Source organism: Nodosilinea sp. P-1105 (assembly GCF_012911975.1).
GTDB lineage: Bacteria > Cyanobacteriota > Cyanobacteriia > Phormidesmidales > Phormidesmidaceae > Nodosilinea.
In genome coordinates this window covers 1-22,744 of the sequence record NZ_SMDQ01000072.1, presented here as the reverse complement: position 1 = coordinate 22,744, position 22,744 = coordinate 1, and the positions used below count along the sequence as shown (strand labels likewise).

26 protein-coding genes are annotated in these 22,744 nt (G+C 47.4%); 14 read left to right on the top strand and 12 right to left on the bottom strand.

Going from position 1 to position 22,744, the window contains the following annotated elements:
• Positions 1-142: 142 nt before the first annotated feature.
• The 6 genes from E1H13_RS22140 (at position 143) to E1H13_RS22115 (ending at position 4,743) form a co-directional block, all read left to right on the top strand.
• Positions 143-1,126 carry a hypothetical protein gene (locus E1H13_RS22140; RefSeq protein WP_169616771.1) on the top strand — a complete coding sequence of 328 codons (984 nt, stop codon included), beginning with the start codon at positions 143-145 and terminating at the stop codon, positions 1,124-1,126.
• A gap of 102 nt (positions 1,127-1,228) precedes the next feature.
• Complete coding sequence (locus tag E1H13_RS22135) at positions 1,229-1,702, top strand: type II toxin-antitoxin system VapC family toxin (protein ID WP_169616769.1); 474 nt, start codon at positions 1,229-1,231, stop codon at positions 1,700-1,702.
• Between the two features lie 2 nt (positions 1,703-1,704).
• Positions 1,705-1,896 (top strand): hypothetical protein, encoded by a 192-nt coding sequence (locus tag E1H13_RS22130; RefSeq protein ID WP_017305734.1) that lies wholly within the window; start codon positions 1,705-1,707, stop codon positions 1,894-1,896.
• A 255-nt stretch (positions 1,897-2,151) separates the two neighbouring features.
• Positions 2,152-3,669: a GNAT family N-acetyltransferase gene (locus tag E1H13_RS22125; RefSeq protein WP_169616767.1), complete on the top strand. Its 1,518-nt coding sequence runs from the start codon at positions 2,152-2,154 to the stop codon at positions 3,667-3,669.
• Positions 3,659-4,156 carry an ASCH domain-containing protein gene (locus tag E1H13_RS22120; protein WP_169616765.1) on the top strand — a complete coding sequence of 166 codons (498 nt, stop codon included), beginning with the start codon at positions 3,659-3,661 and terminating at the stop codon, positions 4,154-4,156. Before E1H13_RS22125 ends, E1H13_RS22120 begins: the two co-directional genes overlap by 11 nt.
• Before the next feature lie 50 nt (positions 4,157-4,206).
• Entirely contained in the window at positions 4,207-4,743 is a 537-nt protein-coding gene (locus E1H13_RS22115; protein WP_169616763.1) for an ATP-binding protein, read from the top strand.
• Positions 4,744-4,905: 162 nt separating this feature from the next.
• Here the strand turns inward: E1H13_RS22115 and E1H13_RS22110 are convergent, their stop codons facing one another.
• The gene (locus E1H13_RS22110) at positions 4,906-5,658 is read right to left on the bottom strand and encodes a ribulose bisphosphate carboxylase small subunit (protein WP_347404204.1); all 753 of its coding nucleotides are present in this window, start codon (positions 5,656-5,658) and stop codon (positions 4,906-4,908) included.
• Between the two features lie 171 nt (positions 5,659-5,829).
• Between E1H13_RS22110 and E1H13_RS22105 the strand changes: the two genes are divergently transcribed.
• The 6 genes from E1H13_RS22105 to E1H13_RS22080 all read left to right on the top strand — a co-directional run bounded on the left by E1H13_RS22105 (position 5,830) and on the right by E1H13_RS22080 (position 12,489).
• Positions 5,830-7,533 (top strand): protein adenylyltransferase SelO family protein, encoded by a 1,704-nt coding sequence (locus E1H13_RS22105; RefSeq protein ID WP_169616792.1) that lies wholly within the window; start codon positions 5,830-5,832, stop codon positions 7,531-7,533.
• On the top strand, positions 7,502-7,714 hold the full coding sequence (locus E1H13_RS22100) for a hypothetical protein (protein WP_169616734.1): 213 nt from the start codon (positions 7,502-7,504) through the stop codon (positions 7,712-7,714). Before E1H13_RS22105 ends, E1H13_RS22100 begins: the two co-directional genes overlap by 32 nt.
• Before the next feature lie 149 nt (positions 7,715-7,863).
• On the top strand, positions 7,864-8,424 hold the full coding sequence (locus E1H13_RS22095; RefSeq protein WP_169616761.1) for a Uma2 family endonuclease: 561 nt from the start codon (positions 7,864-7,866) through the stop codon (positions 8,422-8,424).
• A gap of 241 nt (positions 8,425-8,665) precedes the next feature.
• On the top strand, positions 8,666-10,168 hold the full coding sequence (locus tag E1H13_RS28365; RefSeq protein WP_169616759.1) for a TIR domain-containing protein: 1,503 nt from the start codon (positions 8,666-8,668) through the stop codon (positions 10,166-10,168).
• Positions 10,169-10,407: 239 nt separating this feature from the next.
• Complete coding sequence (locus E1H13_RS22085) at positions 10,408-11,499, top strand: GUN4 domain-containing protein (RefSeq protein WP_169616757.1); 1,092 nt, start codon at positions 10,408-10,410, stop codon at positions 11,497-11,499.
• A 477-nt stretch (positions 11,500-11,976) separates the two neighbouring features.
• Complete coding sequence (locus E1H13_RS22080; protein ID WP_169616755.1) at positions 11,977-12,489, top strand: TIR domain-containing protein; 513 nt, start codon at positions 11,977-11,979, stop codon at positions 12,487-12,489.
• Positions 12,490-12,501: 12 nt separating this feature from the next.
• Here the strand turns inward: E1H13_RS22080 and E1H13_RS22075 are convergent, their stop codons facing one another.
• From E1H13_RS22075 to E1H13_RS28360, 3 genes are all read right to left on the bottom strand, one after another.
• On the bottom strand, positions 12,502-12,981 hold the full coding sequence (locus tag E1H13_RS22075; RefSeq protein ID WP_169616753.1) for a hypothetical protein: 480 nt from the start codon (positions 12,979-12,981) through the stop codon (positions 12,502-12,504).
• 38 nt (positions 12,982-13,019) lie between these two features.
• Positions 13,020-13,553 (bottom strand): NUDIX domain-containing protein, encoded by a 534-nt coding sequence (locus tag E1H13_RS22070; RefSeq protein WP_347404203.1) that lies wholly within the window; start codon positions 13,551-13,553, stop codon positions 13,020-13,022.
• A gap of 334 nt (positions 13,554-13,887) precedes the next feature.
• Positions 13,888-14,292, bottom strand: coding sequence for a ribulose bisphosphate carboxylase small subunit (locus E1H13_RS28360; RefSeq protein ID WP_169616751.1), 405 nt, complete (start codon positions 14,290-14,292; stop codon positions 13,888-13,890).
• Positions 14,293-14,415: 123 nt separating this feature from the next.
• Here E1H13_RS28360 and E1H13_RS22060 point away from each other — a divergent pair, with 123 nt between their 5' ends.
• Positions 14,416-14,559, top strand: coding sequence for a chlorophyll a/b-binding protein (locus E1H13_RS22060; RefSeq protein WP_169616749.1), 144 nt, complete (start codon positions 14,416-14,418; stop codon positions 14,557-14,559).
• A gap of 65 nt (positions 14,560-14,624) precedes the next feature.
• On the opposite strand, the gene E1H13_RS22055 is transcribed toward E1H13_RS22060, so the two are convergent.
• The 8 genes from E1H13_RS22055 to E1H13_RS22020 form a co-directional block, all read right to left on the bottom strand.
• Positions 14,625-15,581, bottom strand: a complete 957-nt coding sequence (locus E1H13_RS22055; protein ID WP_169616747.1) for a cobalamin-binding protein — start codon at positions 15,579-15,581, stop codon at positions 14,625-14,627.
• 265 nt (positions 15,582-15,846) lie between these two features.
• Positions 15,847-16,407, bottom strand: coding sequence for a Crp/Fnr family transcriptional regulator (locus E1H13_RS22050; protein ID WP_169616745.1), 561 nt, complete (start codon positions 16,405-16,407; stop codon positions 15,847-15,849).
• 71 nt (positions 16,408-16,478) lie between these two features.
• A complete protein-coding gene (locus tag E1H13_RS22045) occupies positions 16,479-16,736 on the bottom strand; it encodes a hypothetical protein (protein ID WP_169616744.1) in 258 nt (85 codons plus the stop codon).
• A gap of 103 nt (positions 16,737-16,839) precedes the next feature.
• Positions 16,840-18,711: a threonine--tRNA ligase gene (thrS, locus tag E1H13_RS22040; protein WP_169616742.1), complete on the bottom strand. Its 1,872-nt coding sequence runs from the start codon at positions 18,709-18,711 to the stop codon at positions 16,840-16,842.
• A gap of 225 nt (positions 18,712-18,936) precedes the next feature.
• Positions 18,937-19,149 (bottom strand): hypothetical protein, encoded by a 213-nt coding sequence (locus E1H13_RS22035; RefSeq protein ID WP_169616740.1) that lies wholly within the window; start codon positions 19,147-19,149, stop codon positions 18,937-18,939.
• Positions 19,150-19,280: 131 nt separating this feature from the next.
• Positions 19,281-19,580 (bottom strand): HNH endonuclease, encoded by a 300-nt coding sequence (locus E1H13_RS28120; RefSeq protein ID WP_169616738.1) that lies wholly within the window; start codon positions 19,578-19,580, stop codon positions 19,281-19,283.
• 438 nt (positions 19,581-20,018) lie between these two features.
• Positions 20,019-20,978, bottom strand: a complete 960-nt coding sequence (locus tag E1H13_RS22025) for a DNA cytosine methyltransferase (protein ID WP_169616736.1) — start codon at positions 20,976-20,978, stop codon at positions 20,019-20,021.
• A gap of 161 nt (positions 20,979-21,139) precedes the next feature.
• Entirely contained in the window at positions 21,140-22,123 is a 984-nt protein-coding gene (locus E1H13_RS22020; protein WP_206070839.1) for a CHAT domain-containing protein, read from the bottom strand.
• Between the two features lie 481 nt (positions 22,124-22,604).
• On the opposite strand from E1H13_RS22020, the gene E1H13_RS27000 reads away from it, so the two are divergent.
• Positions 22,605-22,744, top strand: a 140-nt coding sequence (locus E1H13_RS27000; RefSeq protein ID WP_240966785.1) for a phage integrase N-terminal SAM-like domain-containing protein, incomplete at its 3' end; no start/stop codon positions are given.

Genomic DNA, 22,744 nt, shown 5'->3' with positions numbered 1-22,744 from the left:
TTCCTCCCCATAATGCTTTTGTTACTCGGCTTCACTTTCTCGGCTAACAGGGTGTTTGATTATAATCTTGCCTACCGTTGCAAGATAGTTGCGCGATAATTTACTAAGAGCATTCTGTTCTATCCGAAGAAGCAGTACCACAATGCAAATTTCTCTAGCCGAATCCCGAATCCTCAAGAAAGTAATTCGTGCTTGGATTGAATCGGAATATGGCGATCTAGCAAAGCTTAATTACCTCAAGCAAAACATTGATGACTGTGCCTGGAAATTCGCCAAACGACTTAATTCTGAGATCGGACGGGCGGTATCGCTTGACTTTATTTTCACGACAATTACAGAGACAATTTTGATCCTGTACCCAGAATATGATGCTGAAGAACGCAAACTCAGGGAAGTATTAAAGGCTGAAGAACAACGTAAACAAAGAGAATTAGATTCCATACGTCAGCGAGAGGAAGAGGAGGAGCGCTGTAAACAAGAAGATATACTTAGCGGTGACATCAATCGGATTAGAGAGATTGTGCGGAATTGTGTTTGTGATTTTTTTGAGGAGGAACCTGGAGAAGGAATAGATGATGAGGTCTTTTTCAATTGCTTTTACATCAATGAATTTAGCCATGAGCTCAATGATGCACATGAACTCATTGAGCTAAACATGGCAATTGAAGCAGCTCTTGAAGTCGCGGTGAAGACAAAAATTGAATTCCCAAATGAGTTGTTAGCAGGCTCAACGATCAATGAAATTACTAAATCTTATAGCTTCTATCTCAAATACCAAAGATATCCGAAGAAGTCTCATTTGCATGGTTATGTGATAGCAATTAGTCAGCTAATTTGTCAATTAAAAATAGATGCTAAAACTTTTAAGGAAACATTGAAAAGCATGAAAATAGGAAAAAATTGGGGTGATGGCATTCCCATTTCAGTTGATAGAAGTTCACTATCAAACAAGCAAGAAGCTAATTCAGTGCTTGTAGGCTTTTTTATGAGACATGCACCGCCTTGGTCTGGATCGATGAGAACAAAAAATATAGAAAAACTCATTAGCGCGACTCAAGTTCTGATTGATAGCCCCAACTACTCATCTGACTATGGATACGACGAGATAGAATCGGACAAGGCATAGGGTAGACTCTGGCGACAAAAAATAATCACAGTTTTGTGAAGGCGTTCTGACGTAGCCTGGAGTCAGTGAGCTAAGATATATATAGTATCGCTTATTGTTTGCATGAGTGAAGCCGTCTACATCGAAACGAGCATATTAGGCTACCTCACTGCTCGACCCAGCAGAGACCTTGTTGTGGCTGCCAACATTGAGATAACCAGAGAGTGGTGGGATACTCGCCGCAGTAAATTTCGACTTTATACGTCTCAAGCAGTCATAAAGGAAACTTCCCAAGGCGATACTCAAATCGCAACCCAGCGGCTTGAAATTATTCGTGATTTTAAATTGCTCGAACTGAATCAGTCCGTCCTTGACCTAGCAGAGCAATTCCTTGAACGTAGCAGTCTTCCTTCAAAAGCTGATGTTGATGCTGTTCATATCGCAGCCGCAACAATTCATGGGATGGATTATTTGCTTACATGGAACTGCAAACATATAGCTAATGCCCAAATTCAGAAGAAATTGGCAGAGATCAGTTTCGATTCTGGGTATGAGTTGCCGATTCTTTGTACACCCTATGAACTGCTTGGAGATTAACTATGTATCAAGATGCAATTGTGGAAGAAATTCACAGGATCCGTGAAGAGTATTCACGGTCATTCAACCATAACTTAAAAGCACTTTTTGCTGATTTGCAAAAGCAACAAGCTGAGAGTGGCAGAAAAGTTGTGAATTTGTCGCGGAAGCACGGTCTAACAACCCCAACGCAGCGGACGGACGAAAGCCGCTGATGCTGAGTTCGAGGTTATCTGCCGCCGCTGGTTGGGAACGTTAGACCGCCTGAGTTATCTGTTGGGGCGTAGCGAAAGGTTGCCTATAAGTTGCAATACTCAAGTAGGCGTAAGTTTTCGGTTGGTGCTTTGTTTGGAAATTGTTGTAAGGGCGATCGCGTCTAAAGCTCGTGAGTTCGCTATAATAACTCACTAATCTCTTGGCTTATTCCTGCATAGTAGGCTAAAACGCCTCGTAGTCAGTCAACCTAAATTATGGAAACCCAGGCCGTTCTTTACATTTATTCATTTCCCTCGTACTTAAAGGAACAGCCGAGGGTAAAAATTGGTAGGACATCTGGAAGTGCTGATGCTGATCCTACAGAGCTGGCATGGCAACGTATACGCGCACAAGTTAGAACCTCGCATCCAGAAGAACCGCAATTGCTAAGTGCAATTAAGATCCTGGACGAGCGTGTAGAATCCATAATTCATTCTCAATTGACAGCGAAGGGATACCATGTAGCAGAAGCACCTGGTATTGAGTGGTTTAGGTTTCCAAACCAACAGGAATTGCAGGATTTTGTCAATAAACTTTACCGTGCTGTAATTTTTGACGATTACTCAGAACTAATCGGGGGACGGCGAGATATTGAGGGAGACTCGTTTGAGTCTGTTGTTGCTGCATTTGGGGTGAGAAAGTTAGGTGGTAGTGAATTCAGGCGTGAGATTGAGTTAATCAAGATGCTTGACGCTGAACTATCTCCTCTTTATCCTGGTTTCCCCCAATGGTTAGACAAAACCATGAGTGATTCAAGGACTGTCTTCAATGTAGCTTATAGAGATAGGCAAGCGATTGGAGTTGCTATTTGGAAGCCTAAAAGTCGTGACATAGCTAAATTATCAACTCTTTATGTTTATCAAGAATTTCGACGCAGTGGTATTGGAAGAAACCTGATTTTAACTTGCTTTGAGCAATGGAAACTAGAGAGAATTAGAAGAGCTTTTGTCACTACAGCTAGAATTGAGCTTATTCCATTCTTTGAACGTTATGGCTTTTGGGTAGAAGGTATAGGGCGTGAGATATATGAACGCGAAGGTCATCAACCAGAATGGTTCTTAACGAAGCTGCTATTTTATGATCCAGACACCAATAATTTAGATGTTATCAATAAGGCAAGATATTTATTTCCATCAATTATTGGGTCTTCTTACAATTCTACAGGAAGGAAGGAAGTCATACAGGTTCAGTATAACGATGCGACTATTGACTTGCTAGATTCTGATTCACATTCTATTCATCGTTGTTCTTTCCATTCCTGGCTCAATCTAACATATCCGGCAGAGTCAATTTATACTCCTCGAACAGCTTATGTCATACCTATTCGCCCTCAGTTCTTAATTCAAATATTTCAAGCTGGCAAAACAGTTTATTACGGTAAGCCCACTTGTACTCAAGATGACATGAGAGGGGCACTGATATTGTTTTATGCTAGCCGTCCTATATCTGGTGTTGTAGCGATCGCCAGAATCGTCAATCGATACATTGGAACACCTGCTCAACTCTACAGTGATCTAGGTGTAAGAGGCGTTCTTACATTAGAGCAAATTGGTGGAGAAGCACAGACTCGACATGCTGTTGAATTTGACTTCCTCATGCCACTTCGTCAGGCAATCAGTCGGAATGACTTATTAAGCAATGGTGTCTTAAATGGAACACCGCAAACTATGCATAGTATTTCCTTAGAACGTTATAGAAGAGCTGTTGAACTTGGAGGTATTTATGCAGGATAAGCATATTAAAGCACTCAGTATCAAACAGGTTTATGCTGAACGTATTATTGCTGGCACCAAGAAGATTGAGTTAAGAAAGCGACCAATCGGCATGGAATTAGGCGATCTTGTTCTTCTATATGAAACTGCTCCTGATTCTGTCATAAAAGGAGGCTTTATAGCAGACAAGACTATATCTTTACCTCCTTCTAAGATGTGGCAGCAATATCATCAAATTATGGGTGTAGACCAAGAATTCTATGATGTTTATTTTGAGAACTGCGAATTTGCATATGGCACTTTAATACATCAGAGCTTTTCCTTTACTGCATTATCTCTAAAGCAAATACAAAAACTTTGTTCGGGGTTTGTACCACCACAAGCCACAATCAATTGGCGTGAGGATTGGTATATGCCAGATGAGTGGGTTGATGCACTTCACAAAGGAAGAAATGAACTAATGCAAGAAGAGCGGTTAGGTGAACAGTTGAATTTATTAATATTTTAGAGATTGTAGCTAGATCACTGTTCTTAGTAACATTCTGCAAGGTAGATAATATGGGAAAACGCAAAATAATTTTCGTTGCTGGAGTTCATGGCGTTGGTAAGACTACACTTTGCAATGCTCTAGCAACTCAATTTGAAATTGAACACTTTTCAGCAAGTAATTTGATTGCAAAAGAAAAAGAAGAGGAACATTTCCGTAGTAAACAAGTTGGGAATATAGCTGGTAATCAAGACCATTTAGTGGTAGCGATAAATAAGTATTTAAATGATATAAATTGGTATTTACTCGATGGGCATTTCTGTCTTCTAAATAAGGATAATGAAATTACTCAAATTCCTTATTCAACATATGAGGGTATCGACCCAAGTGCAATTCTTGTATTGATTGACAAGCCTGAAAATGTTCATGCTCGTCTAAATTCGAGAGATAGTATTAGATACGATTTAGCTTTGTTTCGTTCTTTTCAAGAACAGGAGATCCTTTACGCTGAATATGTTAGGAACAAGCTGCATATTCCTTACTTAATGAGTAATCCTATTGAGAATCAAGACGAGATATTCGCTTTTATTAAAGGGCTGTTAGTCTAGACATGCAAAGTGCTGAAATAGCAACGCAAGCTTACCCCAAACGGTCTAACAATTCCGTTGCACCCGACTGTATTAAGTTGGTCGGCTGAGTTTGATAGGTTGTGTGCGGCGGGTAAACGGCACCGTTAGCCTGCCTTTAAGATACCTGTCTTGCCCGATCGCTCACTCCGGCATTTGAATCAGCTGCTCTAGCTGGCGCTGCTTTGCCCTGGGGTCAATCCCCAGCAATCGCACATAGTTGGCGGGGTGCTGGGCCAAAAACTGCTCGATCTGCGCCACAGCCGCCGATTCTTGACTAGCCGCCAGGGTAGGGCCACTCTGCCAAGAGTTCGCCTTAAATCGGCGCGGGTCGGCATACTCCAGACCCACCCGATGCCCCTGCCGCAGGATCTGCTGCACGTGGGCCACCGCTGCCGCACTCAATCGACCAGCAGCGGGCCGATGGCCATTGCCGGGGCCACCATTCACCGCTTGGGCAGGAATTTGCCACTGGGTAAGGCAGGCCACATCATTGGCACAGTGATACCCTGCCCGCAGCGCCTGGTTGATAGCGACCACGTGGTGGGAAAAGGCTCTGTCGCTCTCCTGGGCATCCGGCAACCGATCCGCCGCCTGTTGGGTAGTAATCACCGCTCCCGAAGGCACATATTTTCCGGGCGGAATCTCCACATCCTGAATCAGCACATGCATCATCACAATGCAGCCGTGGCCCACCTTGGCATTAAATACCGTAGAGCGAAAGCCAATGAAACAGTCGTTGCCCACGTAGGCGGGGCCGTGGATCAGCGCCAGGTGAGTGATGCAGGTATTGTCGCCAATCCACACCGAGTAGGGCTGGCCATCGTCGCCGTCAACCCGGCCCTGCTCTAGCCCGTGGCTCACCACGTGCTGGTAGTCCCCACATGCCCAAACCACAAACCGCGATCGCAGCTCCCCCTGGTCGGTGTGCAGGGTAAAGCCACTCCCCGACCAGGGGCCACGCTTTGCACCGCAATGTCCGCATGGCCTGGCAGGTTGAATATGTTAGCCTCTATAAAGTTTTCAGTTAAACGTGAATTTTTCCCGGCAATACGGGCGCTAGCAACAATGCCATATTCATCTAAACCATCTGCTAAGCCTTGCGTAACCACCTTCGATGAGTTTGTGCAATTGGCAGATTATTCTCTGATGGATACTTTGAATGCCGATCCTGATGCCACGGTCGATGGTGTTGATCACCTTGCCCGCCAGGTTTTTTCGGGTCATTTCGTCCCTGTGACCCCCACGCCGCTGGCAGAACCAGACTATGTAACCCACAGCAGCACTTTTTTTAAGGAACTTGGGTTGAGCGATGATCTGGCGCTGGATGAAAAATTTCGCCAGGTATTTTCTGGTGATCTCTCTGCTGCCCATGAGCCGATGCGTCAGGTTGGCTGGGCGACGGGTTATGCCCTGTCGATTTATGGCACCGAATATATCCAAAATTGTCCATTCGGTACGGGTAATGGTTATGGCGATGGTCGGGCGATATCTGTATTTGAAGGAATCATTAATGGCCAGCGCTGGGAAATGCAATTGAAAGGTGGTGGCCCAACGCCTTATTGCCGTGGTGCCGACGGGCGCGCAGTACTCCGTTCAAGTGTGCGTGAGTTTCTAGCGCAAGACTATATGCAGGCTTTAGGTGTGCCCACATCGCGCTCTTTGACCCTGTATGTTTCTAAATCTGAGACCGTTACCCGGCCTTGGTATTCTCAAGACTCCTACTCCACTGAACCTGATGTTTTGGTGGACAATCCTGTGGCCATTTCAACTCGCGTTGCACCCTCCTTTTTGCGCGTTGGTCAGCTAGAGTTATTTGCCCGCCGCGCTCGCAGCAATGCTCATCCAAAAGCATTAGAAGAGTTGCGCATGATTGTGTCGCATTTAATTGAGCGAGAATACAAAGGCGATATTAATCAAACCCTTGGTTTTGCAGATCAATTGGTTGAGTTAGCTAAGTTATTTCGCCAACGTCTTACGACACTGGTGGCCAATTGGTTACGGGTTGGTTACTGCCAGGGTAATTTTAATAGTGATAACTGCGCCGCTGGTGGCTTTACCCTCGACTATGGACCATTTGGGTTTTGTGAAATTTTTGATCCTTGGTTTCAACCTTGGACTGGCGGCGGCGAACATTTTGCATTCTTCAATCAGCCCATCGCAGCAGAAGCGAATTATTATATGTTTTGGAAAGCTGTGAGATCTTTACTGGCAGAAGAGACTGACGCTTTAGAACAGTTCGACCAAGTAGGCCGTGGCTTTGCAGAAGCCATGCAACAACAAATCCAAAAAATGTGGGCGGCCAAACTTGGTTTGACTGAATTTAACCCAGAGCTATTTAAGACATTAATGCAGTTAATGACCGACTCAGAGGTAGATTACACCATTTTCTTCCGCGAGTTATCCCATATACCAGGCGATGTCTCACCATTGAAAAAGAGCTTCTATGGTAAAACGTCACAACAACTCGATGAACAATGGCAATCTTGGCTAAAAAGCTGGCGCGACCTCGTCATTAACGATGGCAATTTGGCTGAGATATCAACAAATATGAAACAGACTAACCCGAAATACACATGGCGAGAGTGGTTGATTGTCCCCGCTTACCAACAAGCCATGCAGGGTGACTACACGTTAGTTAAAGAGTTGCAAGCCGTATTTAGCCATCCATATGATGAGCAATCACAAGAAATAGAAAATAAATACTACCGTCTACGACCTAAGGCGTTTTTTGACACTGGTGGAGTGTCGCACTATAGCTGTTCATCTTGATGACTATGCGGCGATGGCCGCAGGCCGGTCTTTGACCATCGCAGAGCTGATTCAAAAGCGCCAGACGGCCCGGCAACAACGGGACTTTGCTAAGGCAGATCAGATTCGCGATCGTCTGACGGCAGTGGGTATCATGCTGGTTGATCAACCGGATGGCGAAGCTCACTGGCACCGACAGTAAGTAGGAGCGTTTGGCGGTTTTGGGTTTTCCAGAATTGAGCTACTGTTAGGCAGCCTATAATCAACGAATTAGAACTGCTGTGGTGCAAAGGTATGATCGCGATCGCACCTATCAAATCTTTACCCGATGGCTCAGTGGCAACTATCCCCATGAGCTGGGCAGATTACCAACAACTGGCTGCAAGCAGAGGCGATCGCAGTACTCCGCGTCTTAAATATGCTGAGGGATACCTGACCCTCAAGATGCCAACCTTTGAGCACGGACAGCTAGATGCCATTGTTGCTGATTTAATTGTCGCTCTCCTCAACCAGCAGCTCTGCGATTACGTTCGCACGACGCCCGTTACCCTGCAAATTCCTGAACAGGCAGGTATCGAACCCGATCATTGTTTTTGGCTCAGCAACTGGGCCGCTGTGAGCGGCAAAAGTCGAATTGACTTGGCCACTGATCCGCCACCCGACATTGCGGTTGAAGTAGATGTGACTAATTTCACGAATATCGCAGATTACGAACGGTTTAAGGTTCCTGAAGTCTGGCTAATTCGAGGGGATGTTCTAGCCATCTTTGGCCTAACATCTGAGGGATATGCTCAAACAGAGTCTAGCCAGTTTTTCTCTGATGCTGCTATACCGAAACTCTATCAGCAGGTGATGGCAGCTATTGCCGAAGGTGCTAGTCCTCCCAGAGCCATTCGATCAATGGTTATATAGCGGACTTCGCCCCCCGTTAATAGTCTGCATGTACTACAGCTAAATTTTTTGGAAGGTTTCAGGCTATCTACCCAGATCCGGTTAATATTCGGAAAGTTTCCAGCGATCTAGCGGATTGCGTTAGATACACGGAAGCGTTCTGCCTATCTACCCTCCTAGGGACGATATGTGGAAACGCTCTCTCTAATAAGATTGTTAGCCATCTACATGACGCCCTGAGTGCCGGTATGGAGAGACCCAAGTGCCAAGACTAGATGAAGTATTTAAGAAATCCGGAGTCCCAACACATACATTTGTCCTACCAGCAGAGTACGACCGTGTAGCAGTTGCACTAAAAACACCTGGACGGGGGATTATTATTGAAGGACCTTCAGGAATTGGGAAGACATCATGTGTAAAACGCACCATTGATGACGTAGGACTAGCAGCTTCTTGCCTCTTCCTATCTGCCCGTAAAGAAAGTGACGCAGAATTGATTGCCGAACTACCGTTAATGGGAAGGATAGGAGTAGTAGTAGTTGATGATTTTCACCGCTTACCCGGCGCAGAAAAAAACAAATTGACAGATTTTATAAAAGTCTTAGCCGATGAAGAAGAGCAGGAAAGCAAAGTCATATTGATTGGGATAAATCGAGCTGGGCAAACTTTGGTTGAGTATGCTCCTGATTTGCTACATAGAGTAGAAACCATTCCATTTGGACGGACAAACGTTGAAAGAATTCAGGAGTTAGTCCTACTTGGGGAGCGTGCGCTTAATTGTTCTATATCAATTGCTGACGAAATTGCCGAAGAAGCTGAGGGAAGCTTTGCAATGGCTCAAGTGCTGTGCCATGAAGCTTGCCTGCAAGGTCGTTTGCTGGAAACATCTAGCGAGTCGTTGCCTCAGAATATTACTGTCAGTCTTCCACGTATTCGTGAGTCTGTACTTGCTGAGCTACATCCCAGGTTCTTTTCTCTTGCGCGAGATTTCGCAACAGGAAACAAGCTGCGGAGAGAGGGACGCGCTCCGTACCTAAACCTTTTGCGATGGTTATCCCAAACTCAAGAAGGGGTGTTGGATACAAAGGAGGCGATGGCAAAAAATCCTGAACTTAAAGGGAGTGTTGGGCAAGTTATTGAAAAAGGACATTTATTACATTTAATTAATAGCATTGAGCAAATATCTTTGCTATTTCATTTTGATCTAGAAACTCGGCTATTGACAATCGAAGACCCAAAGCTTCTTTACTTTATACGTCATCTCATTTGGTCAAAGTTTGCCGCTCAAGTTGGTTATTACAGCATTGACTTCAAAAGTCGCTATGACTTTGCTTTGTCGTTCGCTGGTGAAGATAGAGACTTAGCTGAAAGTATAGCAGAGGCTCTAACTAGCCGAGAAATCAGCGTGTTCTACGACAAACATGAACAGCATAGAATCCTTGCGAACGATGTTGAAGAGTATTTAGCTCCCATATATCGAAGCGAATCTCGGTTCGTAATCTCTCTTTTGAGTTGTAAATACCCCAGAAAAATTTGGACAAAATTTGAGTCAGATAACTTTAAGCATCGGTTTGGCGAAAATTCCGTTGTTCCAATTTGGTATACGGACACAACACCCGGTATGTTCGATGAAAGTCTAAAATACGGGGGATTATCATTCAATCCAGAAGGTGATTTGTCCACACAGGTTGAAGCAATAGCAGGAGTATTGGCACAAAAAATGGAAGATGAACGAGCCGCAGATGCTGGAAAGGCAAATGGCTAACACTCCACGGTAGCGGACAGTTAGAAGCAGCTTGTAAGGTTGCCAAGGTTACTACCGCCGCTGCGTTTTGCCGTTAGCTGGCTCCGTTCCGAGTCCTTGCCCTGGTTCTTTGCGCCATTGATGAAGATGCAAAGCGGGGAAGTGGCTTGGGGATGAGGCACTGGAGATGATCGCCCCATTCCTGCCCCTGCAAGTCTCTATTGAAGGCGTCTTTATTAGTTTGTGGAGGGAGGCTATAATTGATCGCAAGTCCCATTCAAACCTTGACGGAGAAACAAGTGTCACAGAAAAGCAGGAAGCGATTCGACATTGCGTTGACTTTTCCCGGTGAACACCGCAAATATGTTCAGGATGTAGCAGAATTTTTAGCTGTAAGATGCTCTTATGAACGAGTTTTTTATGATAGTTGGTATCAAGAAGAGCTTGCTCGCTCGCGTCTCGACAATCACCTGCACAAGATATATACAAAAGAGTCAGAACTCGTCGTTGTGTTTCTTTCCCAGGAATACGGAGAGAAGTTTTGGTGTAAATTAGAATGGAATGCTATTCAAACAATACAATTTCGAAGTCAACCAGTTGAACAAGTTTTGCTAGTAGGCCTATCTAGACTTGAGGAGAATGCTGTTTCAGGAATTGATAGAACTCATGGTTATCTCAATGCCGAAGGAAAAAATCCACAAGAATTGGGAAAGCTTATTCTTCAGCGCTTAGAAAGGTTAGGGATAAAACCAAGGTACGCTCAATTAGAGACTCTGCTGAAGGCAGGGAAATGGAAAGAGGCAGACTGGGAGACTGCTCAGCAAATGCGCCATGTCATGGGGCGACAAGACGAAGGCCGATTGAGAAAAGAAGACATAGAGAAATTTCCCTGTGGTGACCTGCGGGCGATCAATCAACTCTGGGTAACGCACAGTAAAGGTAAGTTTGGCTTTAGCGTCCAAAAAAAGATCTGGCAGCAGTGTGGTAGCCCCGTTTTTTCATCTATCATCCCTAAGGAATGGGGAAAGTTTGGTGAAGCGGTAGGTTGGAGATCGAAAGGGTTGATGGGAATTGGAGCGCAATGGAAGACCAACTGGGGGTGGGATTACTTCGCCGCTCCCTTTCCCTTGGGGCACTTCCCCCGTTTGGGATTGATATCGTTTATTGGCTATGAAACGGAAAGGGCAAGAGAGAGCGATTCACTGGCAGCATCTGGGGTTATGGTTCCGCTTAGGAGACTAACGGAGGAAGAACAAGAAAGAGCATGGATTGAAAGAGCACAGGTTCGATTTCTGGAGGATTGGTTCTTTCGTCTTATCTCGCGCGAAGATGTTAACAGCGACAGCATTTAACAGTTTTAGGCATTCCCAAAGACTTGTAATAGTCTTCTTCCCTAATGGATTCTCTGCATTTCAGCCATTCGTTACCTGGCACTAAACTGAAGTTTTGAAGGGATTATTGCAGCTTGAGGAATGTAGCAATTTGCCTCAATAAATTTCCTTGAAACCTCATAAATCTCTGCAAGAATTGTCCAGTCATACCACAAATTCATTTGTCCCGAACTGGTTTTCTGAGGTTTTCCCTTTTTCTTAATCTTCTCTAGCAACCGAGTCCCCCAATACGTTTTCCTTTCCAGTTTTGGCTTTGGTTTATATCTCTGGCAAAACTTGCGATCAGTCGCGCCATAGGTTTGTAGGATAGCCAGTGCTCGCCCTATTTTTTGAGTCACTATATATTAGGTATGCTTCAGGAAATGCTTGAGACTTGACGCTATAGGTAGCGCTTCCATACAATAGTACTATCTAATAAGTCAGGTTCCTGGAGTTCTTATGCCTAGAAGAGTTTTCTTTAGCTTTCATTACCAGCGAGATATCTGGCGCGTCAACGTTGTCCGCAACCATGCCAAGGTGAAAAGTGGCTATCAAGAAGCAGGGTATTGGGATTGCTCTCTTTGGGAGTCAACCAAGAGAACAGGTGAAATCGCGCTCAAAAGACTGATTAATTCAGGTTTGCAAAATACATCTGTTACCGTTGTACTGATTGGCACAGAGACGTCTGAACGCAAGTGGGTCAAATATGAAGTTGAGAAAAGTTATGAACGCGGCAATGGAATGCTGGGGATATACATTCACAACATTAAGAACATAATTGGAAGAACTGACTTGAGAGGGAAAAATCCCTTTGATAGCTTCATAGTTGAGCAGCCGAGTCGATTTGCCTATATGTCAAAGCCACAAGTTAGAATGTCGCAAATCTACCCGACTTATAATTGGGTAAACGATGGTGGATACAATAATTTTAGCAAGTGGGTTGAAGATGCAGCAAGGGCTGCGGGTCGATGATTAATAAGCTTCTTATGGCGATGCTGGCAAAGGCACAACCAAAAGCAGAATGGTGATCAAGAACGTAATCAAATAAGGCAGGTTTGCCCAGGATTTGAGCGTGTTAGGGATTTGTCCGAGGAATTTGGTTGAGTTATCGGGCTTGAGGAAGTTTCCTTTTACTTTCTCAAGCCATTCCTGATCGTCAGGAATAATATATCCACTCAAAATTCGGGCTAATCGATTAAAGTTATCGCGAAACTTTCGCTCCAGATATAAGTAGTAGACATCCAGAACCCCGAATAGCGCAAAAGCGACAAATGCCAACACAAACAAAGCTGCACTGCGATTGGTAAACCCAAAACCTGCGATCGCTGCCCAAACCGTTAATCCAACCTTCTTGATTTCTAGTGAATTGTTTGCCATCCGTGCGATCGCACTTTGCAACATCTCAGCTTGCTTAATCAAATAGTCCTGATTCTTTTCAACCCAGTCTGAAACGTTAGTTGGCATAGTTTTGATGTAAAGGATAATTGCCCAAATGTAAGGTTTTAGTCTGTACTTTTGAAGAGTATCCCATGCAGCTTCAAGTATCCAATTTGACAAGCTGAATACTCGCAAGATTCTAAATACTGAAACGGATGCCATTCATTTTTGGCGATCGACTCCATATAAGTACCATCCTGTTGAGCTACATCGGGTTCCATGTTTGTGACATCAGCATAGTACAGATAGCAGATCTCATTCACCTGAGTTCCGACAATATACTGACCCATCGGTGAAGCCTGAACCCGATAGCCTGTTTCCTCATACACTTCTCGGTGAGCAGCAACTTCCGGCGACTCCCCCTCCTCTAACGCCCCTGTCACCGGACAGGGAAATAGCCTAAACTTTCCATCCACCTCCCGGTTATCAACACAAAGGTGCTGTTGACGAATTAATACCTCACACTGTTCAGGACTTTCGCCAGTTCTTCTGAGTAAAAACACGGCAACAGAGTCTTTGCCTTTGCGCTCTAGATATTGAAATCCTCTGGATGATTCCTTAACTACAATCCACTGAGTGTTAAAAATTACTTTATCCACATCTATCGCTGGTGCTCTACTTCTGTGGTTTATCACATTGATGTTTGACTGCATGAAGTTCTCTGACAGGGCGATTGATCACTCTCAAGCAAAATCCTCCGTAACACACCATCATAATCCTCCGACAGTGGCACTACCCCCTGACCGTTGCTGTTCGTAATTTCCTCAAATGCTGAGACTTGAATGTAAATCGGAGCACTCAGTAAGGAAAGCTAGCTAACAACGTCCATGCACACCGACCGCCGAAAGCTGATCGGTTTGATGCAGAGGTGACCTGCATCGGGTGATGGGCAACTTTAGCCTGTTGTTAAACATACTTGTCTTGTCCAATCGCTCACCCAGGCATTTGAATCACCTGCTCAAACTGGCGTTGCTTTGCCCTGGAGTCAATCCCCAGCAGCCGCACATAAGTGCTGGGGTGCGCTGCTAGAAACTGCTCGATCTGAGCCAAAACCTCAGCTTCCTGGGTTGCTGCCAGGGTGGGGCCACTCTGCCACGATCCTGCTTTAAACCGGCGCGGGTCAGCATATTCCAAGCTCACCCGGTGCCCAAGTCGGAGTTGCTGCCGCACCTGGGCACCAGCTTCTGCACCCAACCGGCCAGCCGTGGGTCTATGACCATTGCTAGAGCCACCGTTTCCCTCGGGGCGACCATGGGCCGAGGTTTGCCACCGGGTCAGGCAGGCTACATCATTCGCACAGCGATCGCCCGCCAGCAGCGCCTGGTTGATATAAACCACATGATGAGAGAAAGCGCGATCGCCAATATCCTGGCCGCCCTAGTCAGACCAAAATCTCTGTGTTAATCTTTGTAAAGAATGCTTGAAAAAGTAAAGCCCTTACACATTCGGAGATTAACGGTCATGGAAAACAGCGAAAGCAAGTTTGGGTTTGTTAACTTTGCCGAAACCTGGAACGGTCGCCTGGCTATGTTGGGCTTCGTGATCGGGGTCGCCACCGAGTATTTGACCGGCCAGGGCATTCTGACCCAAATTGGCCTGATGTAAGCTATTGAGCCAGCTCTAAGATTTCTTCAGCCGGGGTGCGGTCGCACTCCGGCTTTTTCAGCTCACTACGCCGCTACTTCCAGTGGCCACAGTTCCCAGCCCTGACTCTGGTGGCCAGTGCCAAACGCCTCAGGGTGGAAAATCTCCGCCAAAATCTCCAAAGACTCCACCAGCCGAGGGCCAGGTCGATTGAAGTACTGATTCCCATCCACCAGGTAGACTTGCTCTTGGCGTACTGCTTTAAGGATAGACCAGGCAGAATGATGGGTTAGCGTTTGGGCTTCGCGGCGGGTTACCGCCAGGTCGTAGCCGCAGGGCATAATCACAATGATCTCAGGATCAACGGCAATCAAGTCCTCCCAGCTCATCCAGGGAGAGTGCTGCCCTGGGGTACCGAACAGCGCGGTGCCACCGGCCATCTGCACCAGTTCCGGCACCCAGTTGCCCGCCGCCATTAACGGCTCAATCCATTCAATGCAAGCGACCGTAGGCTTAGGCTCACAGGCCGCCGCCTGGGTAGCGCAAGCCTGCACTCGACCTTGTAACCCAGCCACCACCGCCGCTGTTTGCTGGCCCCCCAGAGCCAGACTCACTCGCTCAATGTCGGCCCATACATCCGCCAGACAGTTCGGTTCCAGGGAAATAATCTGTGGCTGGCTGCCGGTCAGTTGCGCCGCTGCCGCTTCTACGTCTGCCAAATTGACAGCGCAGACCTCACACTGCGCCTGGGTGAGAATGTGGGTCGGGCGTAGGGCCTCTAGCACCTCCAGATTCACCCGGTAGACGCTCAGGGCCGAGGTGAGCAAATCGGTCACGCGCTGATGAATGGTAGCGCTGTCGCCCACCGGGTCAAATTTGGGGGCGGTGCAGACGGGTAGGGACTTTACTGCCGGGGGATAGTCGCACTCGTGGCTGCGCCCCACTAAACAGTCTCCCAATCCCAAGGCATCTACCATCTCGGTAGCACTGGGAATCAGCGAAACAATCCGCAACGGGTGACTGGCAGAATCAGCAATGTTCATCGGGCACCGAGGAAAGGGTCTAAGTTGTACAGGACAGCCATCTCGACTATTTGAAAGAGATAGGCAAAATGCTTATCCCACAGGACTTTTAGCGAGCCAACAACACCTAGCTTAAGACACCCTACCAGCAAGGTACAAGGGCACTCCTTAAATCAAGCGGATGATGACAGGGGCCGTAGGTGTCAGGTGCTAGGTGTCAGGTTTCAGGTAAAGCCTCATACCCGGAACCCGAAACCCAAAATCTGAAACCCGATCCCCTTGCAAATTACTCGGGCAGAATGACGTAATTTTTTTCTGAGTAGCTAATTTTTCCGTCCCGCTCTAGCTCTTGCATCAGGCGGGTGACGGTGACGCGAGAGGTGCCAATGGCATCAGCCATATCCTGATGGGTCAGCCGCAGCTGAATCAAGCGCCCCTGTTCAACCGGGCGACCAAATTTGAGAGCCAGCCAGCCCAATAGCTGCTGCAACCGCTGGGGAACCTGACCCTGGCGAAAGCGAATTAGCTCTTGCATCTGGTGCAGGTGCGATCGCATCACCTGCTGAAAGTTCCAGCATTGATCTGGGCTGAGCAGTACCGCTTGCACCTTAGTCAAGCACTCAATTTCACTGGGCTGAATGCAGATCAACGGCTGACCGGTCAAGTCGCCACTCTCCCAAAAGCCCAGGGTAATGGGGGTGCCGTCTTCTGAGAGGGTGAGCAGGCGCACCGCCCCAGATCGAATCTGCCAGAGCCGGTTGGCCTCTAGGGGAAGACTCTCTCGTCGCTTGAAGGTATGCACGAGCGGGCGGGCTAAGGGATTGGCCGGAGCGGTCAGAGTCAACATACAATCACCGAAATAGCGAACAGCAAAGGGCTAACTGATGCAAACAAAAGGGTATGGTGTGCTGTCATGGCTTAGCTCTCCTGAACTGCCTTGACTAAATCTGCGGCGCTGATGTCACCCACGGCTTTGTGGATTTTGTACTGCTGCGTCGGCTGGGTGAGGATGATGATCGCTGTTTCTACCGGCGGACAACCCGGCTCTCGGCACTGAAGCTGATTGATCGAAATAGTCGTTTCTGCATCTAACTTGAGCAGGTCAGCAAGTTGAGCCTTGAGCTGTTGTAAAACCGCCGGGTTAACGCTGGATTTGGGTTGAGAAAATAAGTCCATGGCAAGAGGGGAAAGAATGGAGGGGTGCAAGGTGTAAGGTGCGGGGGTTCAAGGTACAAGGTGCAAGGTGTAAGGCAGAACCGTAGACCTTGCACCGTGAACCTTATACCCTCCCCCGATCCGCGATCGCCGCTGCCATTCGCCCCTGCACCTCGGCCACCGTCAGCGCTCCCAAATCCCCACTCTGACGGGTACGCACACTCAGGGTTTGTTGTTCCACCTCACGTTTACCGACGACTGCCACTATTGGGATTTTTTCCAATTCGGCGGTGCGAATTTGTTTGCCCAGGCGATCGCCGCTGGTATCCACCTCCACCCGATAGCCCTGCTGCTTCAGGGTCTGGGCCACGCCATTGGCGTAGTCGCGCTGGCCGTCGCTGACGGGCAGCAGCCGCAGTTGTACCGGGGCCAGCCACAGGGGAAAGTCCCCAGCGTAGTTTTCCACCAAAATGCCAAAGAACCGCTCTAGGGAACCGAAAATGGCCCGGTGAATCATAATCGGGCGCTGCCGGGAGCCGTCGACGGCCACGTACTCCATATCAAAGCGTTCTGGCAGGTTAAAGTCCACCTGAATGGTGGAGCACTGCCACAGGCGACCAATGGCGTCGCGAATTTTGATGTCAATTTTGGGGCCATAGAAGGCGCCGCCCCCCTCATCGGTGACGTAGGCCCAGCCCTTGGTATCGAGGGCCTGCCGCAGGGCATCGGTGGCCAACTCCCAAATGGCATCGGTCCCCACTGACTTAGCCGGACGGGTGGACAGGTTGACCTCGTACTCGGCAAAGCCAAAGTCCGACAGAATCTGCTCCGTCAGGTTCAGTACCGCCAAGATCTCATCGCTCACCTGTTCTGGCAGGCAAAACACATGGGCGTCATCCTGGGTAAAGCCCCGCACCCGCATCAGCCCGTGCAACACCCCCGAGCGCTCATAGCGGTAGACGGTGCCCAACTCGGCCCAGCGTAGGGGCAGCTCTCGGTACGAGTGTAGCTTGTTCTGGTAGGTCAACACATGGAAGGGGCAGTTCATCGGCCTGAGCTGGTACTGCTGGGCCTCAATCTCCATCTGGTCGAACATGTTCTCTCGGTAAAACTCAAAGTGGCCCGAGGTCTTCCACAAATCAAGGTTGGCGATGTGGGGGGTATAGAGCAGGTCATAACCCGTCGCCAGATGGGCAGTGCGCCAGTAGTCCTCAATCAGCAACCGCATCCGCGCCCCCTTGGGGTGCCAAAACACTAGCCCGCCCCCAGCCTCTTCTTGAATGCTGAAGAGATCGAGCTCTTGCCCCAGTTTGCGATGGTCGCGGCGCTTAGCCTCTTCCTTTTGCTGTAGGTAGGCTTCCAGTTGTTCTGGGGTTTCCCAGGCGGTGCCGTAGATGCGCTGGAGTTGGGGTTTGGTCTCATCACCGCGCCAGTAGGCCCCGGCCACACTTTCCAGGGCAAAGGCCTCGGGGTCGATCTCACCCGTGCGGTTCAGGTGGGGGCCAGCGCACAGGTCCCACCAGCAGGTTGACTCTCCTGCCTTCAGGGCAGACACATCAAACAGCGAGGGTTCGTCGTCGGCGTTTGATGGGGAGATCAAGTCTGGGCAACCGATGTAGTAGCGCGTGATCGGCTCGCCGAGGGGAATGCCGTCAAGAATTTCCAGCTTGTAAGGCTCATTCATCTGGACAATCTCCGACCGCAGTTCGTCGCGATCTACGGTTTCACGAATAATCGGCAGGTTGGCCCCAATGATCTGCCCCATTGCCGCTTCAATACGGCCGAGGTCGTCGGGGGTAAATGGATCAGCGCGATCAAAGTCGTAGTAAAAGCCGGTCTCTGTCCAGGGGCCAATGGTTACGTGGGTTTCGGGGAATAGCCGCTGCACGGCCATGGCCAGCACATGGGCGCAGGTGTGGCGCAGCCGCTGCAACCGCTGAGGGTCGCTCGGGGTAGCGCGATCGCTAGAGGATGGACGAGAGAGCTGGCTAACCATGGAAAAATTTTAGAATGATAATCATTATCAATTTATCACAAGACTGAAGGGGTTTACGGTGTTCGGTGTTCGGCTGATCCGTAACCGTAAACCGTGGACCGTTCACCGCAAATCCTTCCTACGGGGCCTTAATCATCGTTTCGGCCAAGGGGTGGTTCAAACGGCATCTAAAAGATAGGCGTTGCTAATCCAGAGTATGAAGCAAAGGCTAGACACTTTGAGAACTCATTTAGAATTCCACAAATTCATACTGCTATTCAGCAACGCCAACGAAGCGGCGTCGGTGACGAGAAAGGAGAGGTCGATGTCCGAATAGGCGTCGGTAGTGCCAAAGGCGGCGCTCCCCCCCTCCCATCCAGCGAGCACATCTGGGCGAGGCTGAAGTGCCTTAGCCACTGCAATACGGATGCGATCGCGCATGTTGTCTAGGCTTGTCACGGTGAGATACTCACAGGCTAAAGGTTGCGTTCAGCGGCACTTACGGCGCATAGATCCATGATGGCTAGCATTGCGACAGATTACCTCGAACTCTGACCGATAACCTCTGTGCCGTCCGCACCAACGCAGTGTTAGGTGTCTTCCTCGCCCAAGAACTCCTTGGATTGTTTTGGATACTTCCGAACAAGCCATTTAAGAAGCTCAACTTGATCACTTCCTTTAGCTCGTCTAACCTGTGCTAGAAGTTTTAGATTTGAAGGTCTTTCCAAAGTTAAATTTGAAGCACCTTCGTTGCATACAGAGCAAATTGTACGGAGATTGGAAGGATCATCAGTTCCTCCCTGAGACTTGTCCACTATGTGCCCAATATGCAACCGTGTCTTCCTTGCTCGATAATAGGGATGTGACTCTCCTGCTACAGCACCACACATCTGGCAGGTCAATCCATTTCTATCGAGAACGTAAGCACGAGTCTCCTTACAACACTCCGGACAGTTTTTGATAAGGAACGGTAGAATGCGGATTCCAACCCTCTCTTAGGGTCGTTGAGCTGACGAGAGATCAAGGGTCTCAGCGTTTACCCGAAAAAGTGTCCGGACTATTGTCCTTAGAGATTGTTCTTTCAAAAGCGGGAACTGGCTTAGGATCTTCGAGAATATATTGCCCAGGCCTTAGATCGCCTCTATCGTTATGAGTTTGAATTTGATACCCTTCCTCTGACCGCAGTTCTCTTACTCGCCTAGCCCATTCTGTGATACCTCCAGCCACCTCCCTAAGTTCATCAGAATCCATGACTCTTCCAATGTTATTAAGGAAGTGTTCTCTGAGTTTTGCTCTTGCGCCTTTTTTCTCTGGCATAGCTCATTCTTTTAACTGGCAATTGCAAATATCTTTTTAGAATTTAAGCAGTTAAAGATTTCTTGTGCGACAGCGTGAGCCACAGGTGGCGGAAAGGCATTTCCCACTTGGCGATATGCTGGTGTCTTTTTACCAGTGAAGTGCCAGTTATCAGGAAAACCTTGAATTTTAGCAACCATTTCTACTGTCAACTTGGGCATTCCCACAAAATCCTTGCCAGGTGGTTCGTTGGCGATTCCCATGCCATCCACACCCAAACTTGCCCAGGCTCGCTTAGCACGAGTAGGGCCTAAGTCAGGCCCACCATGCTTCTTAGAACCTCCTACAATTGTAGGAGCAATATCATCAGCTTGCTGTTTCCACCTATCAACGCCTTTCCATCCGCAAGATGCCATTTGTTTGTATAAAAGCTCTCCCGCAGTGGGTGGATTTTGGCCGTAAGATTGAGGCCATGAGAAATTGCCTGCTAAATCTTGTCGTATAGCTACTATCACAACACGAGGTCTTAGTTGCGACACACCAAAACCAGAGGCATTCAGCAATCTCCAATCAGCTAAATATCCCATCTTTTCGAGCTGTCGCTTTAAGTTGACTCGGTAGTCTTCAAAAACAGCATCCAAAAATCCTCGGACGTTTTCTAGCATGACAGCACGAGGCTTGCATTCATCTACTAACCGCAACGCTTCGGGAAAAAGATCCCGGTCATCTTCTTTGCCTAGTTGCTTGCCTGCTTTTGAAAATGGCGGACAAGGTACACCACCTGCTAGCAAATCAACACCTGCAAATGATTTGCCTTCAAATTCTCTAAGATCGCCTTCTACAATATTCCAGTGAGGTCGATTAAATCTGAGAGTATTACAACAGGCACTATCAATCTCAACCAGTGCTTGAGGCTCAAAGCCACTCTGCTCTAGTCCTAAAGCTTGACCACCAGCACCGGCACAGATTTCTATGCATGTCACTTGAGCCATCGCAGTTCCCTCGACCACCTCACAGATTGTAGTACAAGTTTACGCAACAAGGACTTAGACAAAGGGACAGAGAGCTATGGACACCTAACGTTCCCAGTCAGCGGTTGCCTGCGTTTTTTGTTTTCACCAACTGCTCTCGACAATCCGCTGCACTGGGGTTGTTATACGGCTTTCTGTATTGATGGGTTTTCCCCTTTTTGAATGAGAACAGGAGTTAAATGTTCAGGAATATTTTGTAGTCTAATTTGAACACATCCGAGTTTATAGGCATTCTCTATTGTGCGTCCCGCTCCTAATGCCTGATAAAAGCCTGTAGCAAAAGCTATGGCAGCATGATCACCGATTGCTTGATTCATTCCGATGACATAATCAATATGTTTAGCAATCGCAACTGCTTGAATTTCTGAATAGCAGGAATTTAACAAGACACAACTTACCTGATCGGCAAATTGCTCAAACAAATCCGCTAATGCATCTGGGACTATTGGGTGAATTCTTCCTGTTCGATCTTCAAAACATAGTTCACCGCTTGCTTCACCATGACCTGAAAAATGTACAATGTGTGGCTGTACATCAAGTAGTGCTTGACTGATATCCGTTGGCCGAACAGACATTCGCTGATTCAGTAAGAATTTCTCTCGCAACCTAGCTAGTTGAAGTTTCTCTTGGATTTCCCTCAATTCCTCTCCAATCCTCAACCGGGAAGCATTAGTTGGATCGGCTGACAAGAGGAGGATAGAAATTGTCTGAGCTTTTTCAAGATTACTCACAGTTTTTTCAAGTGGCAAGTCTTCCTCGACTACAGTCTGCATAAGCCCCTCTGAAATTTTAGAACAATCGTTATACAAAACCTGTTCTGCCTGGCTTATTTCTACGTCATTCAATAGCTTCTGTGTCTTCCAATACTCCAAAAGATCTAGCATCAGTTTTCCAACAACTTGACCGGACTCTTGATCCCACAAAGCTCTTAGTCGATTAGCTTTAGAACCGCTCGAATAGTTATATTTCTCATCGTATATATCGATGCCTATGCTATCTATAACAAATTCTTGAAGTGTCCTATTTGAAAAATCAAGAACATAGCCACTACCCATTCCTAGTAGCTTCTCAATTTTTCTTTTTTCGATACTTGATAAGTTAGGCATTCTCAACTACGCACTAGAAACTCAATCGTCGCAACCAGCCTAAACGCTATTATACGCAACCAGACTTTGCAATTAAGAAGATCAGGAATTTTATCAATAGCGGGAAAAATTTAAGGTATACCTGACCTGCGACCGAAGCCGTATAACTACTGCTTATACTGACTTTCCTTCCTAGATTCTGTCTAACACCCCGTAGCAGGGTAGTTAGCCAGAATCAAAGTTGCATATCACCTCCTCTGGGGGGTGTTATACCGAATATTATCCGCATAACTGCCCAAATTGGGGTGTTATACCGAAATCTATCGGGCTATCTGCCCAAATTCGGGCATTATGCCGAATCGAGTTGTGATAATTACCCTCGTAGAGGTGTTTATCTGGATCTTGTTCTGCATAATATGCTTATCAAGGGATGTTATGCCGATAGCTCCAGCAAATCTTCATGGTCAGCACGCAGGCTAGGGATGTGGTATTTAGTACATTAATGCTATCAGTGTCTATCTTCTTCGCCATGGAATCTCGACCCAGAAAGCTGCTTGACCAGGTTCGCGACGTAATTCGTCTAAAGCATTATTCCTATCGAACCGAGCAAAGCTATGTCGGATGGATTCGCCGGTACATTCT

Coding starts and splice junctions, on each gene's coding strand:
- E1H13_RS22130 (WP_017305734.1), top strand. CDS start 1,705: ATGTATCAAGATGCAATTGTGGAAGAAATTCACAGGATCCGTGAAGAG.
- E1H13_RS22140 (WP_169616771.1), top strand. CDS start 143: ATGCAAATTTCTCTAGCCGAATCCCGAATCCTCAAGAAAGTAATTCGT.
- E1H13_RS22125 (WP_169616767.1), top strand. CDS start 2,152: ATGGAAACCCAGGCCGTTCTTTACATTTATTCATTTCCCTCGTACTTA.
- E1H13_RS22120 (WP_169616765.1), top strand. CDS start 3,659: ATGCAGGATAAGCATATTAAAGCACTCAGTATCAAACAGGTTTATGCT.
- E1H13_RS22080 (WP_169616755.1), top strand. CDS start 11,977: ATGCCTAGAAGAGTTTTCTTTAGCTTTCATTACCAGCGAGATATCTGG.
- E1H13_RS22025 (WP_169616736.1), bottom strand. CDS start 20,978: ATGGCTCAAGTGACATGCATAGAAATCTGTGCCGGTGCTGGTGGTCAA.
- E1H13_RS22115 (WP_169616763.1), top strand. CDS start 4,207: ATGGGAAAACGCAAAATAATTTTCGTTGCTGGAGTTCATGGCGTTGGT.
- E1H13_RS22020 (WP_206070839.1), bottom strand. CDS start 22,123: ATGCCTAACTTATCAAGTATCGAAAAAAGAAAAATTGAGAAGCTACTA.
- E1H13_RS22135 (WP_169616769.1), top strand. CDS start 1,229: ATGAGTGAAGCCGTCTACATCGAAACGAGCATATTAGGCTACCTCACT.
- E1H13_RS22105 (WP_169616792.1), top strand. CDS start 5,830: ATGCCATATTCATCTAAACCATCTGCTAAGCCTTGCGTAACCACCTTC.
- E1H13_RS22095 (WP_169616761.1), top strand. CDS start 7,864: ATGAGCTGGGCAGATTACCAACAACTGGCTGCAAGCAGAGGCGATCGC.
- E1H13_RS22060 (WP_169616749.1), top strand. CDS start 14,416: ATGGAAAACAGCGAAAGCAAGTTTGGGTTTGTTAACTTTGCCGAAACC.
- E1H13_RS22055 (WP_169616747.1), bottom strand. CDS start 15,581: ATGAACATTGCTGATTCTGCCAGTCACCCGTTGCGGATTGTTTCGCTG.
- E1H13_RS28120 (WP_169616738.1), bottom strand. CDS start 19,580: ATGTGTGGTGCTGTAGCAGGAGAGTCACATCCCTATTATCGAGCAAGG.
- E1H13_RS22045 (WP_169616744.1), bottom strand. CDS start 16,736: ATGGACTTATTTTCTCAACCCAAATCCAGCGTTAACCCGGCGGTTTTA.
- E1H13_RS22050 (WP_169616745.1), bottom strand. CDS start 16,407: ATGTTGACTCTGACCGCTCCGGCCAATCCCTTAGCCCGCCCGCTCGTG.
- thrS (WP_169616742.1), bottom strand. CDS start 18,711: ATGGTTAGCCAGCTCTCTCGTCCATCCTCTAGCGATCGCGCTACCCCG.
- E1H13_RS22075 (WP_169616753.1), bottom strand. CDS start 12,981: ATGCCAACTAACGTTTCAGACTGGGTTGAAAAGAATCAGGACTATTTG.